Here is a 17,828-nt window from a genome sequence, read left to right as displayed (position 1 = left end):
TTGGACGCAATCGGCCGCTCGCGTGTAGGTCGTCGCCGAGGCAACGACTGCGTCGTTACCGCTGACGAACGATGCACCACATCCACGTGGGAGGGCGCCCGCGCGCGACGGGGCCCTACGTGCAAACGCCTGTTCGCGCGCAGGCGCGCTCCTACGGAAGGGCTCAGCCGTCCTGCGTGGTGGGTGCCGGTTCCACATCCGCCTTGACGTCGGCTTCGAACAGATTCATCAGGTCGGCACGTGCATCGCGCGAAGTCTGGATCACCTTGGCTTCGTCGTCGTAGACCAAATGCTGGCGGCGCAGCAGGTCTTCGTCGTGCTGGCGGAAGCGTTTGACGTGATCGTGTGCGAGCGCTTCACCGAGGCCGAGCGAGGTGAGGACGCGTTCGCTCAGTTCCAGGCTGGAGGCGAAGACCTCGCGGAACGGTTCTGCGCCCAGGTCCATCAATTTCCAGGCGTGTTGGCGGTTGCGCGCGCGCGCCAGCACGGTGGCTTGCGGGTACAGGCGACGGATCAGTCGCACCGTCTTGATGTTGGTGTCCGGGTCATCCACCGCGATCACGAACACCTTGATGCGCTCGGCACCGGCAGCGCGCAGCAGCTCGGGGCGGGTGGGGTCGCCGTAGTACAGCTGGCTGCCGAAGCGGCGCAGGTCTTCCACCGTGTCGGGGTTGTGTTCCAGCGCCACGAACGGCACATGCCGTGCGGTGAGCAGGCGCGCGACCACCTGGCCGAAGCGGCCCATGCCGGCAACCAGCACCTTGGGCGTCTGCGCATCGATGGTGTCGAACGGGCGATCGGGCTTGGGCGCGCGCGCGCAGCGGCCCGTTGAGGATGCGCTGCATGCCGAGCAGCAACAGCGGGGTCAGTGCCATCGACACGCCCACGATGGCCACCAGCCGGTCGTGATTGGCCGGTTCCAGCAGGCCCACGCGGTCGGCTTCGTTGAACACCACGAAGGCGAATTCGCCGCCCAGCCACAGCACGCTACCCAGCATCAGGCTGCTGCGCAGCGGCAGCTTGGCCACGCTGCCGATACCGACCAGCAGCGAGAACTTCACCACCAGCAATATCGCCACGCCCGCTGCGATCAACCACGGCTCGGTCGCCACGCGGTGGAGATCGATCCCCATGCCTACCGAGATGAAGAACAGGCCCAGCAGCAAGCCTTCGAACGGTTCGATCTGCGATTCCAGTTCGTGGCGGAATTCCGAATCGGCCAGCAACACGCCCGCGATGAAGGCGCCCAGGCTGGCGCTCAATCCGGCCTCCTGCATGATCCAGGCGGTGCCCAGCACCACCAGCAAGGCGCTGGCGGTGAACACTTCCGGCATGCGCGTGCGGGCGACCACGTTGAACAGGTGACGCAACACGAAGCGCCCGCACACGATCACCAGCGCCAGGGCCGCCATCGCCTTGGCCACGTCCTGCCATTGAAGCGTTGCGTTCTTGCTGCCGCCGAGCAGCGGGATGGCCGCCAGCAACGGGATCGCGATCAAATCCTGGAACAGCAAGATGGCAAACGCCAGCCGCCCGTAGTCGCTGCTCAGGGCCTTGCGTTCGGCCAGCAATTGCAGCCCCACCGCCGTGGAGGAGAGCGCCAGCGCCACGCCGACGATCAACGCGCTCTTCCAGCCCAGCTGGGCTGCCATCAACAAGCCGCCCAGGATCACCGCCGTCACCAGCACCTGGGTGGCGCCAGCGCCGAACACCGAATGGCGCATCACCTTCAGGCGCGCCGGCGACAGCTCCAGCCCGATCACGAACAGCAGCATCACCACGCCGATTTCGGCCGCGCCGCTGATGCGTTCGGCATCCTGCACCACACCCACGCCGTCGGGGCCGAGCACCACGCCGGCGACCAGATAGGCCAATACCGCCCCCAGGCCGAAGCGCTTGAACACCGGCACTGCCACGATGGCGGCCAGCATCAGCACCAAGGCCAGTTCCAGACCACCGCTATGCATGCGTACTCTCCGTTGAGGGACGCATTATGCCGCGCAGGTCCGTTGGCCTGCGCGCACGCATGTGCCATCTGCACGGCGGCGATGCGCGGCTGCGCGATACGGCCCGGCACCTGTCCGCGCAGTGGGTGCGGATCAGTCCGGCGCCGCCTGCGCCTGCACCGTCAGTGCGCGGGCGCTGCGTGGCGTGCCAGACATGGTCGACACACCGTACGAGCGATCAGTGACTTTTCAGCAGAAAGCGCCGATCCAGCGGCTGCAGCGGGCGTGCATTGAACGGGTACACGCGTTCGAACGCATTGATCTGTGCCTCCGACACCTGCACCGGCTGGCTGAGCACCACCCAGTCCACCGTTTCGCTGCATGGCGGAGTGGTCAGTGAGCCTTCGTAGCGATAGAAGCTGCGTTGATTGCTCGGCGGAAGAAACGCCTCGGCGCTGACCGTTGCGTTGGCGACCTGACGGGTCTGGTCCTTGTCCTTGGGCATGGCATCGAGCACCCGCTGGAACGCCGGGTTGGCCTTGCCGGTTTCGAAGAAGATCGCCAGCACGCCCAGCGTGCCGTCCGGGCCCTGATGCACCAGGTGTGCTTCCATCGGGAAACGCCGGCCGTTCAACAGGTGCTCGCTGGGGTGATGGAAGTGCAGTTGCAAGGCTTGATACTGCTTGTCGCCGGTCGCCATGGTGCCGCCGTCGTGCAGATCCAGCTGGATGGAATGGCCGGTGTTGCGCACCACCAGCGGCACGGCGCTGTAGCTCAGCAGCAGCGTGCCCAGGTTGGCGTCGATGGCGCCTTTCAGATCGATGGGGCTGTTTTGCTGGCCATTGCCGCACAGCGCATTTTCCTTGGCCAGCTCGGCCCAATGCTCGGCACCTTCCGGACCGGTATAGCCCCATTCGTGCCCGCTGTGCGGCGCGGTCTCGTGCGCCTGCACCGGCGCGCTCTCGGGCAGTGCGGTTTGCGCCATGCCCACCGCGCCCCAGCCGGCGGCGATGCACAGGCACAGCGGGCTGATGCGACGTAACAAGAGCGACCTAGAAGCGGGCATGCACAAAACTCCGGAAGAAAACGCGTTACGTGGGATGCGATGGCCGATGCCATGGCGGAAAGGCAACGCGCCGGGCGTTGCGGGAAGCGGACTGTAGCAATGAACTGTGACGTCCAGCATGGCCCGGCGACAGGCGGTTGTGCGGCGCCATCTCGACGGCCAGCGGCGCCACCGCAGCGGCGCGTCGGCACCTGGCAACCCGCCTGTCCGCCAGGCGTTGGGGTATCGCCGCGCGAGCGTCCCCAGCCTGGCTTCTGCGCTGCGCAACGCCCCGTGCGCCGGCACGCCCCACGTGGTGCCCTGCTGGCGTGTTGACCAAGCGCCGGGCGGGTGCAGGCCTGCGCCGCCGGACTTCGGGAAGCTCACTTAAGCGACCGACACGCAGGGCATTGACCAAGCCGACTCAGGCGCGCAGACTGCGCCGCGCCATCGCCCGGATCACCGGTCGGTACGCACCTTTGGAGCCCTTACCCATGTCCAGCGACAGTCACCCTAGACCCGGGTCGATGACCCAGCTGGCGCGCGCCTGAGGCCCAGGTTCGCCGGCTGTCATCGACGACGGTCGTCACCAGGCGAACACCCATGTACGAGCAAACCCTGCGCCTTGCCGAAGGCGTCGATGCACTGACCGCACCCCTGGCCGAACTCAACACGGCCGATGCGGTGGAATATCTCAACACCCTGGACCGCGACGACGCAGCGCAGGTGCTGGCCGCGTTGCCGTCAGCACGGGCGGTAAAACTGCTCGAACAACCCGAGCTGCGCGATGCCAGCACGCTGGTCGCGTCGCTGCCGGCCGAGCAGGCCGCCTCGCTGCTCGGGCAGATGGCCGACGACCGCGCCACCGACATCTTCCATGGCCTGGATGCCGAGCAGCGCCAGCCGCTGCTGTGGCTGCTCAGTGCCGAGGCGCGGCTGTCGATCCAGGCGCTGATGCGCTACCCGCCCAACACCGCCGGCGCGCTGATGACCACCGAGTTCGTGGCCGTGCCGTCGGACTGGACGGTGGGCCGCACCCTGCAGCACATCCGCGAAGTGGAGCGCAGCCGCGAGACCGTCTACGCGATCTATCTGCTCGACCCGTATACCCGCGTGCTGCAGCAGGTGGTGACCATGCGCCGCCTGATCACCGGCGCGCCGGAGGCACCGATCCTGGAGGTGGCACAGGTCAATCCCCCGGTCACCGTGGACCCGGCACTGGACCAGGAAGAAGTGGCGCGGCTGATCCGTCGCCACGACCTGCTGGCGATCCCGGTGGTGGATGCGCGCGGCCACGTGCTCGGCATCGTCACCGTGGACGATGTGCTCGATGCGCTCATCGCCGAATCCACCGAGGACGTGCACAAGTTCGGCGGCATGGAAGCGCTGGACAAGCCGTACATGCAGATTGGCTTCGGCCAGATGATCAAGAAGCGTGCCGGTTGGCTGAGCGTGCTGTTCCTGGGAGAAATGCTCACCGCCAGCGCGATGCAGCACTTCGAGGACGAGCTGTCCAAGGCGGTGGTGCTGACCTTGTTCATCCCGTTGATCATGAGCTCGGGCGGCAACTCCGGTTCGCAGGCCACCTCGCTGCTGATCCGCTCGCTGGCGCTGCGCGAAATCCGCCTGCGCGATTGGTGGAAAGTGGCGCTGCGCGAACTGCCCACCGGCCTGACCCTGGGCGCGATCCTGGGCGTGCTGGCGATCGTGCGTATCACCATCTGGCAGACCGCCGGCCTGTACGACTACGGCCCGCACTGGCTGATGGTGGCGCTGACCATCGGTGCGGCGCTGATCGGCATCGTCACCTTCGGTTCGCTGTCCGGCTCGATGCTGCCGTTCGTGCTGCAACGCTTCGGCTTCGACCCAGCCAGCGCCTCGGCGCCGTTCGTGGCCACGCTGGTGGACGTCACCGGTCTGGTGATCTATTTCAGCATCGCCGCGCTGATCTTGAGCGGCACGCTGTTGTAGCGGCCTCGCGCCCGGGCAATCACGGATGCATGCATGTGCGCATGTATCCGTCATCCATGCCCTGAAACGCCAGTACGTGTACCGTAGCGCGATGGCATTCGCGTCCCCCGCCCGATGAGTACGTACCACCTGCAACAGGTCTTTCGTCCCAGCACCGTGGCGGTGGTGGGCGGCAGCCCGCGTGATCGCTCGGCCGGGCGGGCGGTGGTGCGCAACCTGCGCGCGGCCGGGTTTCCCGGCCAGATCGGCTGGGTCAGCCCGCGCTACAGCGAGATCGACGGTGTGCGCACGGTGGCGCGGCTGACCGATCTGCCGTGGGTGCCCGACCTGGTGGTGATCACTGCGCCGGCGCGCATCGTGCCGCGCATCGTCTCCATCGCCGCGCGGCGTGGTGTGGCTGCCGCGATCATCCTCACCGCCGGCCTCGGCAGCGGCCCAGGCTCGCCGGCCGCGCGCATGGAAGCGGCCGCGCGCGCCAAGGGCATGCGCATCCTCGGCCCGCACTGCCTGGGCGTGATCGCTCCGCATGCACGGCTCAATGCCAGCATCGCCGCGCACTGCCCACAGGCCGGCGATCTGGCGCTGATCTCCGAGTCCAGCGCCATTGCCGCGGCGCTGGTGGAGTGGGGCGTGGCGCGCTCGGTGGGGTTTTCGGCGGTGGTGTCGCTGGGCGATACGCTGGACGTGGACTTCGGCGACCTGCTGGATTACTTCGCCACCGACTACCGCACCCGCGCGATCCTGCTGTATGTCGAACGCATCGGCGACGCGCGCAAGTTCATGTCGGCGGCGCGCGCGGCCGCACGTGCCAAGCCGGTGGTGGTGGTCAAATCCGGCCGCCAGTACCGCATCAATCCCAATGCCGACACCCATGCGCAGGCGCTGGCCGGTTCGGATGCGGTGTACGGCGCCGCGTTTGCACGCGCCGGGCTGTTGCGGGTGGGCGCGCTGGACGAGCTGTTCGCCGCCGCCGAAACCCTGGGTCGGCTCGGCAGCTTCCCCGGCCGGCGCCTGGCCATCCTGAGCAACGGCGGCGGGGTGGGGCAGCTGGCGGTGGACCAGCTGGTGCTGCGTGGCGGCACCCTGGCCGATTTATCGCCCAAGACGCTGGAAAAACTCGATCAATCGCTGCCGGAAGGCTGGTCGCGCAGCAACCCGGTGGACATCATTGTCGACGCCGACGGCGCGCGCTATGCCGCCGCGATCGAAGCGCTGCTGGACGATCCGGAAAACGACGCGCTGCTGGTGGTCAACGTGCCCACCGCGTTCACCTCCTCGGCCGATGCGGCCAAGGCGCTGACCCGCGCGCTGGACCAGCGCAACCGCTATCAGCGCGACAAACCGGTATTTGCGGTGTGGCTGGGCCAGGACGATGCGGCGATTGCCGCGCTCAATGCCGCGCGCGTGCCCACCTATGCCACCGAATCGGATGCGGTGCGCGGCTTTACCCACCTGGTGCGTTACCGCGAGGCGCAGGCGGCGCTGATGGAGACCCCGCCCAGCCTGCCGGAAGACTTCGTGGTGGATGCCGGCATCGCGCGCACGCTGGTGGAAGAGGCCCTGGCGGCCGGCCGGCGCTGGCTGGATCCGGTCGCCACCAATCGCCTGCTGGCGGCCTACGGCATCCCGATCGTGCCGCTGCAGGTGGCTGCCACCGCCAACGACGCCGCGTTGCTGGCAGACCCGTTACTGGCGGTCGGCCGCACGGTGACATTAAAAGTGTTGTCCAGCGAGATCGCGCACAAGTCCGACGTGGACGGTGTGCGCCTGAACCTGTCCAGCGTGGCGGCGGTGCGCGAAGCGGCCACCGGCATCCTGGCGCGCGCGCGCGCTGCGCATCCCAGTGCAGTGATCGAAGGGGTGATCGTGCAGCCCACCGTGCTGCGGCCCAAGGCGCGCGAACTGATCGCCGGCATCGCCGACGACCCGGTGTTCGGCCCGGCGATCGTGTTCGGGCGCGGCGGCACCGCGGTGGAGGTCATCAACGACCGCGAGCTGGCCCTGCCGCCGCTGGACCTGCGCCTGGCCCACGAACTGATCGGCCGCACCCGCGTCTCGCGCATCCTCAAGGCCTACCGCGACGTGCCGGCCGCCGACGAGCGCGCGGTGGCGCTGGTGCTGGTCAAGTTGGCGCAGCTGGCTGCCGACATCCCCGAAATCACCGAGCTGGACATCAATCCGCTGCTGGCCGACCGCGATGGCGTGATTGCGCTGGACGCGCGCGTGGCGGTGGCGCCGGCGCGCAAGCTGCACAAGGGCCGCGGCCATCCGCGCTTTGCGATTTTCCCGTACCCCAAGGAATGGGAACGCCAGATCGGCCTGGGCGATGGCACCCATGCGCTGGTGCGCCCGGTGCGCCCGGAAGACGGCGCGCTGTTCCGCGCGTTCTTCGCCCGCGTCACCGACGAGGACCTGCGCCTGCGCTTCTTCCAGTCGGTGAAGCATTTCAGCCATGAATTCATTGCCCGGCTGACCCAGCTCGATTACGCCCGCTCCATTGCGCTGGTGGCCATCGACCCCAAGACCGGCGACATGCTCGGCGCGGTGCGCCTGCACGCCGATGCCGATTACCAGCGCGGCGAGTACGGCATCCTGATCCGCTCGGACCTCAAGGGCCACGGCATCGGCTGGCAGCTGATGCGCATCATGATCGAGTACGCGCGCTGGCTGGGCCTCAAACAGATCGAAGGCCAGGTGCTGCGCGAGAACCGCACCATGTTGGCGATGTGCCAGAGCCTGGGCTTTGGCGTGCGCCCGGATCCGGACGATGCGACCCTGATGGCGGTGACACTCCCTATAATGGGCGAGCCGCGCCCGGCCTGACCCTGCGTCACGCCGCGGTCCCCCATCCTCCACCGCACGCCGGACTGCCAGGCCTCGATCTGGCCTATTGCTCCGGCTGTCGTCTCGGCCCGCCTGGGAGTGTCAATGTTTCGCGATTTCAGAATGTCGTTCGTGGTCACCGCCATCTGCCTGGGCCTGGCTGCGTGGTGGGGCCATACCTCATCGATGGGGATCTGGCAGGCGCTGTGGCTATGCCTGGTGCTGAGCGTGCTGGAAGTGTCGTTGTCGTTCGACAACGCGGTGGTCAACGCCGGCGTGCTCAAGCACATGAACGCGTTCTGGCAAAAACTGTTCCTCACCGTGGGCATCCTGATCGCCGTGTTCGGCATGCGCCTGGTGTTCCCGATCGTGATCGTGTCGGTGGCCACCGGCATGGGCCTGGTGCCGGTGATGCAGATGGCGCTGAAGGAGCCGGACCGTTACAGCCAGGTGCTGACCGACAACTACCCGTCCATTGCCGCCTTCGGTGGCATGTTCCTGCTGCTGGTGTTCCTGAATTTCCTGTTCGACCAGGAGCGCAAGCTGCACTGGCTGGGCCCGGTGGAGCGGCTGGTCGGCAAGCTGGGCAAGGCCGATGCGATGTCGGTGATCGTGGCGGTGTCGGTGCTGCTGGGCACCAAGTTGTTCCTGCCGGCCGGCATCTTCCAGAGTGTGCTGTTCGCAGGCCTGGGCGGCATCCTGCTGTATCTGCTGGTCGGCAGCGTGGATGCGCTGTTCGAAGCCGAAGAGAGCGAAGACGGCAGCATGGGCCCGGCCAAGCGTTCGGGCATCGCCGCCTTCCTGTATCTGGAAGTGCTGGACGCCTCGTTCTCGTTCGATGGCGTGATCGGCGCCTTCGCCATCACCCGCGACGTGGTGATCATCATGCTGGGTCTGGCGATCGGCGCGATGTTCGTGCGCTCGATGACGGTCTACCTGGTGCACAAGGGGACCCTGGACGAGTTCGTGTTCCTGGAGCACGGCGCGCACTACGCTATCGGCGTGCTGGCGATCATCATGCTGGTGGGCACGGTCTACCACGTGCCGGAGGTGCTGACCGGCCTGATCGGCGTGGCCTTCATCGCCGCCTCGGTGTGGTCCTCGATCCGCTACCGCAAGCGCCACCATCTTGGGCCGACCGAGATTTGAGCGAGCACCGGCGAGCTTGCGCATCCGCTGAATGGCTGGCGGCCATGGTCGCCGAGCGAGTAAAAAAACGCGACCGATAGCAGGCTCGGTGTTGACGGCGGGTGAGTGCGGCGAGCGAGAATCAGGACCCTCCCGACTTGACCTGCGCAGTCGGATTCGTCCTCCCGCCGCGCGAGACGACCGCTCGTCAGCGCAGCCCGTTGTGGCGCAAGGCTCGCCGCAGTCTGAGCACATTTGGTGTTGACCCCCTGGGGGGACCCCACTATCTTGGGGTTCGGTGGTGACCGCCCCCAAGTGGCACCAATGAGACGAAGGCGATGCGCAAGCGCGACATTGCCTGCGGCTCCCATCTCAGCGACCTGTACGCGCCCCGGCATTGCCGCGGTCGCTTCCGGCCCGATGACGGCAGCGCGTTGCCACCGAACACCATCATGCGACAGCACACCGCGTGATGGCGGCCGTGGGAGTTCAGGGAAATTGGTGGGTGATGCCGCCGCAGGCCATGGCCTGCGCGCTGTGCGTCCTGTGTCGCCAATGCACCCTGGACGCCGCTCGGTCGTTGCCTGCTCCGGCAGGTTCGTGTGCCTACGCATGGAGGACGCATGACCACCAACGACACCCTTTCCGCGATCGCCGCCGGTACCGCAATACCCACCAGCGTTCCCGCCAGCGTTGCCGCGCCCGCCTGCGGCGCGCCGGAATTGACCGACCCGTCGGACATCGTGCCGCCTCCCCGCCAAGCCATTGCAATGCACGCACAGACCATCGAAGAACAAAACGTCTCCACCTGGATCACGAAAGAAGCGGGCAATCGCAAGATTCCGTTCGAGCCGGAGCGCCTGGAGCGCGCCATCGACCAGATCCATGCCGAGTTCCCGCAGCTGGACGTGGCCGACTACAAGCGCTCGGTGTTCGGGTTCGTCGAGCGCAAGGACAGCGTCAACGCCGACGACCTGGTCGACCACCTGATCCGCGAGGCCGAAGCCCGCGTCGATCTGACCACCCCGGAGTGGGAGCACTTCGCTGCGCGTCTGTACCTGCGCCGCCTCTACAAGCGCGCCAGCCGCAACCGTTTCTACGACGCCAGCCAGAAGTACGGCTCGTTCGTCGGCCTGCAGGAGAGCCTGGCCGACCGCAATGTCTATTCCAACGACATCCTGCGCCGCTATTCCAAGGACGAGCTGATCGAAGCCGGCAAGATGATCGAGCCCGAGCGCGACAAGCTGTTCGCCTACAACGGCCTGTACCTGCTGGCCACGCGTTACCTGGCTACCGATAGCTCGCGCGGCGTGTTCGAACTGCCGCAGGAGCGCTGGCTGACCATCGCGCTGTACCTGATGCAGGACGAGATCGGCACCGGCAAGGGCAGCCGCGAGCGCCGCATGCAGCTGGTCGGCGAGGCCTACTGGGCGCTGTCCAACCTGTACATGACGGTGGCCACCCCGACGCTGGCCAATGCCGGCAAGGTCGGCGGCCAGCTCTCGAGCTGCTTCATCGACACCGTCGACGACAGCCTGCAGGGCATCTACGACTCCAATACCGACGTGGCGCGCGTGTCCAAGCACGGCGGCGGCGTCGGCGCGTACCTGGGCTATGTGCGTTCGTCGGGTTCGGCGATCCGTGGCGTGTCCAATTCGTCCGGCGGCGTGGTGCCGTGGATCAAGCAGCTCAACAACACCGCCGTGTCGGTGGACCAGCTGGGCCAGCGCAAGGGCGCCATCGCGGTCTACCTGGACATCTTCCATCGCGACATCGAAGCGTTCCTGGACCTGCGCCTGAACAACGGCGACCAGCGCCTGCGCGCGCACGACGTGTTCACCTCGGTGTGCATCCCCGACCTGTTCATGGAAGCGGTCGAGCGCCGCGGCGACTGGTACCTGTTCGACCCGCACGAAGTGAAGCGGATCAAGGGTTGGTACCTGCAGGATTTCTTCGATGAGAAGAAGGGCGACGCCAACGGCAGCTTCCGTCGCAAGTACGAAGAAGTCGTCGCCGACGAGCGCATCACGCGCAAGACCGTCAAGGCGATCGAGATCTTCAAGCGCATCATGGTCAGCCAGCTGGAAACCGGTAACCCGTTCATGTTCTATCGCGATGAAGTCAATCGCAAGAACCCGAACAAGCACGAGGGCATGGTCTATTCGTCCAACCTGTGCACCGAGATCCTGCAGAACATGAGCCCGACGCGGATGATGCAGGAGATCATCAGCGGCAATCAGATCGTCACCACCAAGAAGGCGGGCGATTTCGTCGTGTGCAACCTGTCCTCGATCAACCTGGGTCGCGCGATCACCGTGCAGGCCGACCAGGCCGATCTGCTGGGTGCCGACGTGCTGGAGCGCTTGATCCCGATCCAGGTGCGCATGCTCGACAACGTGATCGATCTGAACCAGTTGCCGGTGCCGCAGGCCACCATCACCAACCAGAAGTACCGCGCGATCGGTCTTGGCACCTTCGGTTGGCATCATCTGCTGGCGCAGAAGTCCATCCACTGGAATGCCAAGGAAGCCGAGGACTACAGCGACGAGCTGTACGAGCGCATCAACTACCTGACCATCCAGGCGAGCATGGAGCTGGCCAAGGAAAAGGGCACCTACAGCGTGTTCCGCGGCAGCGACTGGCACAACGGCGAGTACTTCCGTGCGCGCGACTACAACAGCCCGCAATGGCTGGAGCTGTCGGCGCAGGTGGCGGTCAATGGCGTGCGCAATGCCTGGATGCTGGCGGTTGCACCGAACATGAGCACCGCGCAGATCGCCGGTTCCACCGCCTCCATCGACCCGATCTACAGCGCGTTCTACTACGAAGAAAAGAAGGACTTCCGCCGTCCGGTTGCCGCTCCTGGCCTGTCGCTGGAGACCTGGCCGTACTACGAAAAGGGCGCCTACAAGGTCGACCAGTTCGCCAGCGTGCGCCAGAACGCGCGCCGCCAGCGGCACGTGGACCAGTCGATCAGCTTCAACTTCTATGTGCCCAGCACCATCCGTGCGAGCACGCTGCTGGACCTGCACATGACCGCCTGGCGCGAGGGTTTGAAGACCACGTACTACGTGCGCTCCAACGATATCGACATCAGTGAATGCGAGTGGTGTTCGAGCTAAAGCGCGTTCGCGCTTTAGCTCCCCACGGTTCGCGTTGCGAATCGTGGGCCCCGGCTCATTAGCCTCCACACCCCGCGCCTTTGGCGCGCCCCCTCACTCAGGGGGCTTTCCCCCAGAACGATTGCCGCCGTCGCCCCTGCTGTACGCGCGCGACGCCTGAAATACGAGTAGAAACCCATGTCCGCAACACCGCTCGACCGCATCAAGATTCTTGAGCCGCGCAACCCCAACCGTTCGACCGGCATCATCAACGGTCAGACCTCCGGCATCCTCAACTGGAACGACATCCCGTACCCGTCCTTCTATCGGGCGTACAAGGAACTGTCGACCAACTTCTGGATCCCCGACGAGGTGGACATGAAGGGCGACGCGCGCCAGTACAACGAGCTGTCGGCGCGCGAAAAGAATGCCTACGATTCGATCATCGGCTTGCTGGCCACGCTGGATTCGCCGCAGACGCGTTTCATCTACAACGTGGCCGAATACATCACCGACCCGGCCGCGCATGCCAATGCCGCGATCATCGGCCAGCAGGAAGTGATCCATAACGAGAGCTACAGCTACGTGCTGGCCTCGATCACCGGCCTGGCCGACCAGAATCGCGTGTTCGAAATCGCGCGCACGCACCCGACCATCATCAAGCGCAATGCGCCGATCATGGGCGCCTACGAAGACTTCATGCGCGAGAAGACGGCCGAAACGCTGATCCGTTCGCTGATCCAGTCCTCGATCCTGGAAGGCATCAACTTCTATTCCGGCTTTGCGTATTTCTACAATCTGGTCCGCCAGAACCGCATGACCGGTACCGGCAAGATCATCAGCTTCATCAACCGCGACGAGCTGGCGCATTCGAAGTTCATCAGCGAGCTGATTCGCGCCATCATCGGCGAGAACCAGGCGCTGCAGGGCGATGAGCTCACCGACTACGTGCACAAGGCCTTCGAGCACGCGATCGACCTGGAAACCCAGTGGACCGCCGAAGTGCTGGACGGCATCGACGGCATCGACGTGGACGAGATGATCCGCTACGTGAAGTACCGCGCCAACAAGATGGCCGGCATGCTCGGCATCGAGAAGCTGTACGAGGGCGCCAACGACAACGTGATGCCGTGGATCAAGGCCTACGCCGACAACTTCACCGAGACCAAGACCGACTTCTTCGAGATGCGCAATGCGTCGTACAAGAAGACGAATTCAGATAACGGTTTCGACGATCTGTAAGAATTCCTGCTGCTCATATCTCCCAACTATCTGCGAACTCATATGAGATTTGAGGTGTACTGCGATGAGGCGAATCCGGACGTCCTGACGTCTGCTAATCCGCGCGCGCGTTACCTCATGATCGGAAGCCTTTGGCTGCCACAGGAAGTTCGCAATGAGTTTAAGTCGCGCATTGGCGACCTTCGAGAAAGACATAGGGCTTGGGGCGAGATCAAGTGGAGCAAGGTTGCGCCTAATCGCCGTGACTTCTACGTAGAACTGGTCGACCTTTTCTTCGCATACGGCGAGAACCTTCGTTTTCGATGTATTGCGGTTGATCGGACCCAAATTGATCTTTCGCTGCATGACGATGATGCGGAGTTGGGATTCTACAAGTTCTACTACCAGCTCCTTCATCACTGGATTCTCGATTTTAATGAATATCGAATCTTCTGTGACGCGAAAAGCAATCGTGATTCCAAGCGCTTGCCTGTCCTTGCCCAGTGTCTGTCGCGAGCAAATTTGAGCTCGAAAATTGAAAGTGTTCAGTCCTTACCGTCTGACGAAGTAGTACTGATTCAGATGTGTGATTTGTTGCTGGGAGCGGCTAGCAGCAAGATCAATTCTACCTTGATGCCTAACACTGCGAAGTTCACCGTTGTTAGCCGCATTGAAAGCGCACTAGGTCGCGAGCTTGGTCCAACGAGCAAGGGCGAGGAGAAATTCAACCTGTTCAAAATTCGACTCAACGGAGGCTGGTGATGCCATTGCCTCCGTTGGTCAAATACGAAACTTCTGCCCAGTACCGACAGCACTACGAACGTGTCTATTGTCGTGGCAAGATCCAGACACCAGACGAGATCCGGGTCTACTTCGATGCAAAAAAGTTTGACCACGCGTTCTACGAGAGCGCAGGGTGGGATGGGCGGAAGGACACCTTTTCAGAAGTAAGAGCGCAGCGAATCGACTGGATTCAGGCGACCCTTACGCATCCGGATGCCACTCTATTTCAAGGCTGGAATAAAACTGCCGGACAGGTTGACGCCACCCGCCGGGTGGCGGTGGTCTATGAAGATTTTGTGGTCGTGATTGCACTATCGCTCAAACAAGATTTGGCACTGAAGGCTAACTTCATCACTTGCTACCAAGCAGATAGCAGCATAGGAAAGATTCAAAGTTCGCCGACGTGGTCTCGCGAAGAGTGCATCCGCTCGCTGACCAAAGCCAAATAGCAGACAAAAAAGGCCGCTGATTCGCTACGCGGGTTCAGCGGCCGAGACCTCGATAGGTTCAAAGCCGATAGGCAGTGAACTCGAGGCGGAGCTTAGCTCAGCCACCGTTAGAGTCAAGTGCGCCTGGCACAGTGCCGCGATATCAAGAAGCTCCAGACGTCGAAGAAAACTGCAACCCATTGTTTTTGTTGTTGAATTTTACTGAATCTGTTAATCATTGAGCAAATGCACATCCTCCTCGCCCACACATCGCTCAGCGGCAACACGCGCGATGTCGCGCGCGCGATCTGCGCGCGCTGCGAGGAACTGGGGCACGCGGTAACCTGGATCGATGCCGACATCCAGACGCTGGCGCAGGCATGTCCGGATGGTGCCGAGCACGATCTCTACATCCTCGGCAGCTGGAGCATCAACGCCGGGCGTACGCCGCTGGAAATGAAGCGCTTCATCGAACAGCTCGTTGCCGCGGTCGGCAAGCCGGAGCGCCTGGCAGTATTCGGCACTGGCGAGACGCAGTGGGGCGAGGAGAACTATTGCGGTGCAGCCCGGCGCATCGCTGCGTTCTTCGGTACGCGCTACCCGCGGCTGGAGATCGAACAAATGCCACACGGCGAACGCGACGCCACCAAGATCCAAAGCTGGACCGACCACATTCTTGCCCTCACCGATACACCGTTCGAGAACACCCCCCATGCAGACGCTCCACGCCACCACCCCTGACGACTACGCCGCTGCCCTGGCCGCGCATCCGCGCTTACTTGTCGACTATTACAAGGACAATTGCCCTGGTTGCAAGATGCTCGACATGTCGCTGACCAAGTTCGCCGCGAGCGAGGACGCAGCAGGCGTCGCACTGCTCAAGGTGAAGCTGGAAGTGGTGGGCGAGGAGTTTTTCCGTGGCCTGGGCCTGCGGCAGACGCCGACTCTTGCCTTGTTCAAGGACGGTGCCGAAGTGGCGCGCTTGCCGGGCTTCCAGTCGCCGGCGCAGGTGGAAGCGGCGGTCCGCAGCGGCCTGTGAGAGTGGCCGGCGCTTGGTCGATGCAAGGCGCCCGGCGATGAACGCCACCGTCACCATCGTCGCCTGGAGCTTCCTGCTGGCGGGGCTGGGCCTGTTGACCGGTGCGGCGCTGCTGCCGGATCAGGCCCGCTGGATCTTGTTGCTGCTGGGCGTGGTATTCGGCGGCGTGGGTGGCGGCATCCTGGGCTATCGTGTCTGGCATGCGCGCCGTGCGGCGTGGTTGCGCCAGCATGGCATGGTGGTGGAAGCGCGCTTCGTCTGCGTTGAACGCAATGCGTCTTTGCAGGTCAACGGCGTGCACCCGTTCCGTATCCTGGCCCATCGCCATGACCGCGCACACAACACCCTGACCGAGTACCGCAGCGACAACCTGTGGACCGATCCGCAGCCGTTCCTGCGCGATGGACAATCGCTGCGCATCTTCGTCGATCCGCAACGGCCGTCGCGGTACCACATCGACCTGAGTTTCCTGCCGACGCTGCGCAGTTGATCGGGCCGGCCTTTCTTCCTCATACGGCACTTCTTCATGACCAGTTCCACGCCCGTTGCACCGACCGAAGCCCGCATGGCCGAGATCGTGTTTCCCAATCACACCAATCATCTGGGCACGCTGTTCGGTGGGCAGGCGCTGGCGTGGATGGACAAGGCCGCGTTTCTCGCCGCCTCGCGCTACGCGCGCCGCACCGTGGTGACGGCGCGTTCGGATCAGGTGGATTTCAAGCTGCCGATCCGCCAGGGCCAGATGGTGGAAACCATCGCGCGCGTGGTATCGGTGGGGCGTAGCTCGATCACGGTGGAAGTGGAATTGATCGCCGAAGACCTGCTTAGCGGCGCGCGCGAGCTGTGCACACGCGGGCAGTTCGTGATGATTGCGCTCGATGCCGATGGCAAGCCGACGGCGGTGCCGCCGCTGCCAACGGCTGCTGGCTGACACTGACCAGGTGGAGAGCGGCTGACAAGCAAACGACTGCGCCGCTGCGAAAAAGCGCGGCTAGCCGTCGAAAATGGACAAGTGCCGCGTATCCACTGCGTTGCTCCGCAACGCGCGCGCTTATCTGACAACCGCCAGCGACCTTCTGTCTGCCGCGCTTATTCCTGCACTTCGCGGTCTTCGCGCTTGGTTTCTTCCATCGCCTCCGGTTCCAGCTCCTCGGCGCTGCGATTGAGTTTGACGAACACACCCGGTAATCCCCCCACTTTTAGCGGTCGCCAGAAGTGGAGCTAAGCGGCCATCGCCAACTTCATGGCAGGCGTGATGCCGCCGAGCGCCATATTCGGACGCTCGTGGTTGTACGTCCATAGCCAGCGGGTGGCTTTGTCCTGCACCTGGTCGATGGTGTCGAACAGGGTTTGGGCGAGCCAAGCGTAGCGGATGGTGCGGTTGTAGCGTTCAACGTAGGCGTTCTGCTGTGGCTTGCCCGGCTGGATGTGCTCGACCCGGATGCCATGCCGCTGCGCCCAGGACAGCAACGCGCCACTGATGTATTCAGGGCCGTTGTCGCAGCGGATCACGGCGGGCTTGCCGCGCCACTCGATGATCTGCTCCAGCGATCGGATCACCCGGGCTGACGGCAGCGACAGGTCGACCTCGATCCCCAGTCCCTCGCGATTGAAGTCGTCGAGCACATTGAACAGCCGGAAGCTGCGGCCGTCGGCCAGCTGGTCGTGCATGAAGTCCATCGACCAGACTTGGTTGATCGTCTCCGGCACCGCCAGTGGCTGTGGCCGCTCACGCACCAGCCGCTTCTTCGGCTTGATCCGCAGGTTCAACTCCAACTCGCGGTAGATCCGGTAGATCCGCTTGTGGTTCCAACCAAAGCCCTTCACGTTGCGCAGGTACAGGTAGCACAGGCCAAAGCCCCAGTCGCGATGGGCGGTCGTCAACCGGATCAGCCAGTCGGCGATCCGGGCGTTCTGCTCGCTGGCCTTGGCCTGGTAGCGGAAGCAGGTCTGGCTCACCGCGAAGGTCTGGCAGGCGTGGCGGATGTTCGTGCGCCCGCTCGTGACCGCCGATTGGGCCATCTCGCGTCGCTGAGATGGCCTCACCATTTTTTTGCGAGCGCTTCCTTCAGCAGGTCGGTACTGAGCTGCGCCTCGGCGTACATCTTCTTGAGCCGGCGGTTCTCCTCCTCCAGCTCCTTCATGCGCGCGACCATGGACACGTCCATGCCGCCGAACTTGCTGCGCCACTTGTAGAACGTGGCCGAGCTGATGCCGTGCTCGCGGCACAGCTCCGGCACGGGCGCACCGGCCTGGGCCTGCTTGAGCACGGCGATGATCTGGCTGTCGGTAAAGCGGGACTTCTTCATGGAACCTCCTCGGGAAAGGGGACGAGAAAATTCC

At 64.3% G+C, this 17,828-nt stretch carries 13 protein-coding genes and 1 pseudogene; 11 read left to right on the top strand and 3 right to left on the bottom strand.

Going from position 1 to position 17,828, the window contains the following annotated elements; genetic code table 11:
• Positions 1–163: 163 nt before the first annotated feature.
• Both ACCQ00_RS19725 and ACCQ00_RS19720 read right to left on the bottom strand, forming a co-directional pair.
• Positions 164–1,967, bottom strand: a pseudogene (locus ACCQ00_RS19725) (monovalent cation:proton antiporter-2 (CPA2) family protein).
• A 217-nt stretch (positions 1,968–2,184) separates the two neighbouring features.
• The gene (locus tag ACCQ00_RS19720; RefSeq protein WP_039575223.1) at positions 2,185–3,012 is read right to left on the bottom strand and encodes a carbonic anhydrase; all 828 of its coding nucleotides are present in this window, start codon (positions 3,010–3,012) and stop codon (positions 2,185–2,187) included.
• Positions 3,013–3,594: 582 nt separating this feature from the next.
• On the opposite strand from ACCQ00_RS19720, the gene mgtE reads away from it, so the two are divergent.
• The 11 genes from mgtE (at position 3,595) to ACCQ00_RS19665 (ending at position 16,416) form a co-directional block, all read left to right on the top strand.
• Positions 3,595–4,962: a magnesium transporter gene (gene mgtE / locus ACCQ00_RS19715; protein ID WP_039575226.1), complete on the top strand. Its 1,368-nt coding sequence runs from the start codon at positions 3,595–3,597 to the stop codon at positions 4,960–4,962.
• A gap of 114 nt (positions 4,963–5,076) precedes the next feature.
• Positions 5,077–7,785 (top strand): bifunctional acetate--CoA ligase family protein/GNAT family N-acetyltransferase, encoded by a 2,709-nt coding sequence (locus ACCQ00_RS19710; protein ID WP_039575228.1) that lies wholly within the window; start codon positions 5,077–5,079, stop codon positions 7,783–7,785.
• 105 nt (positions 7,786–7,890) lie between these two features.
• Entirely contained in the window at positions 7,891–8,934 is a 1,044-nt protein-coding gene (locus tag ACCQ00_RS19705) for a DUF475 domain-containing protein (RefSeq protein ID WP_017156295.1), read from the top strand.
• A 602-nt stretch (positions 8,935–9,536) separates the two neighbouring features.
• Positions 9,537–12,035 carry a ribonucleoside-diphosphate reductase subunit alpha gene (locus tag ACCQ00_RS19700; RefSeq protein WP_007965098.1) on the top strand — a complete coding sequence of 833 codons (2,499 nt, stop codon included), beginning with the start codon at positions 9,537–9,539 and terminating at the stop codon, positions 12,033–12,035.
• A gap of 177 nt (positions 12,036–12,212) precedes the next feature.
• Positions 12,213–13,256, top strand: coding sequence for a ribonucleotide-diphosphate reductase subunit beta (locus tag ACCQ00_RS19695; RefSeq protein WP_005914812.1), 1,044 nt, complete (start codon positions 12,213–12,215; stop codon positions 13,254–13,256).
• 42 nt (positions 13,257–13,298) lie between these two features.
• Positions 13,299–13,997: a DUF3800 domain-containing protein gene (locus tag ACCQ00_RS19690; protein ID WP_039575234.1), complete on the top strand. Its 699-nt coding sequence runs from the start codon at positions 13,299–13,301 to the stop codon at positions 13,995–13,997.
• Positions 13,997–14,467 (top strand): hypothetical protein, encoded by a 471-nt coding sequence (locus ACCQ00_RS19685; RefSeq protein WP_039575237.1) that lies wholly within the window; start codon positions 13,997–13,999, stop codon positions 14,465–14,467. The genes ACCQ00_RS19690 and ACCQ00_RS19685 overlap by 1 nt, the downstream gene beginning before the upstream one ends.
• 225 nt (positions 14,468–14,692) lie before the next feature.
• Complete coding sequence (locus tag ACCQ00_RS19680) at positions 14,693–15,187, top strand: flavodoxin (RefSeq protein WP_039575239.1); 495 nt, start codon at positions 14,693–14,695, stop codon at positions 15,185–15,187.
• Positions 15,159–15,485 carry a thioredoxin family protein gene (locus ACCQ00_RS19675; protein WP_039575241.1) on the top strand — a complete coding sequence of 109 codons (327 nt, stop codon included), beginning with the start codon at positions 15,159–15,161 and terminating at the stop codon, positions 15,483–15,485. The genes ACCQ00_RS19680 and ACCQ00_RS19675 overlap by 29 nt, the downstream gene beginning before the upstream one ends.
• A gap of 37 nt (positions 15,486–15,522) precedes the next feature.
• Positions 15,523–15,975 (top strand): hypothetical protein, encoded by a 453-nt coding sequence (locus ACCQ00_RS19670; protein ID WP_039575242.1) that lies wholly within the window; start codon positions 15,523–15,525, stop codon positions 15,973–15,975.
• Positions 15,976–16,011: 36 nt separating this feature from the next.
• Positions 16,012–16,416 carry an acyl-CoA thioesterase gene (locus ACCQ00_RS19665; protein ID WP_017156289.1) on the top strand — a complete coding sequence of 135 codons (405 nt, stop codon included), beginning with the start codon at positions 16,012–16,014 and terminating at the stop codon, positions 16,414–16,416.
• A gap of 290 nt (positions 16,417–16,706) precedes the next feature.
• Here the strand turns inward: ACCQ00_RS19665 and ACCQ00_RS19660 are convergent.
• A protein-coding gene (locus ACCQ00_RS19660) for an IS3 family transposase (protein WP_099770621.1) occupies positions 16,707–17,794 on the bottom strand; the annotation gives its coding sequence in 2 pieces (ribosomal slippage) (positions 16,707–17,542 and positions 17,542–17,794; 1,089 coding nt in all).
• Positions 17,795–17,828 lie beyond the last annotated feature (34 nt).

The organism is Xanthomonas sp. NCPPB 3761 (assembly GCF_041475705.2).
Taxonomy (GTDB): Bacteria; Pseudomonadota; Gammaproteobacteria; order Xanthomonadales; family Xanthomonadaceae; genus Xanthomonas; species Xanthomonas phaseoli.
This window is presented reverse-complemented; position numbering and strand designations above follow the sequence as displayed.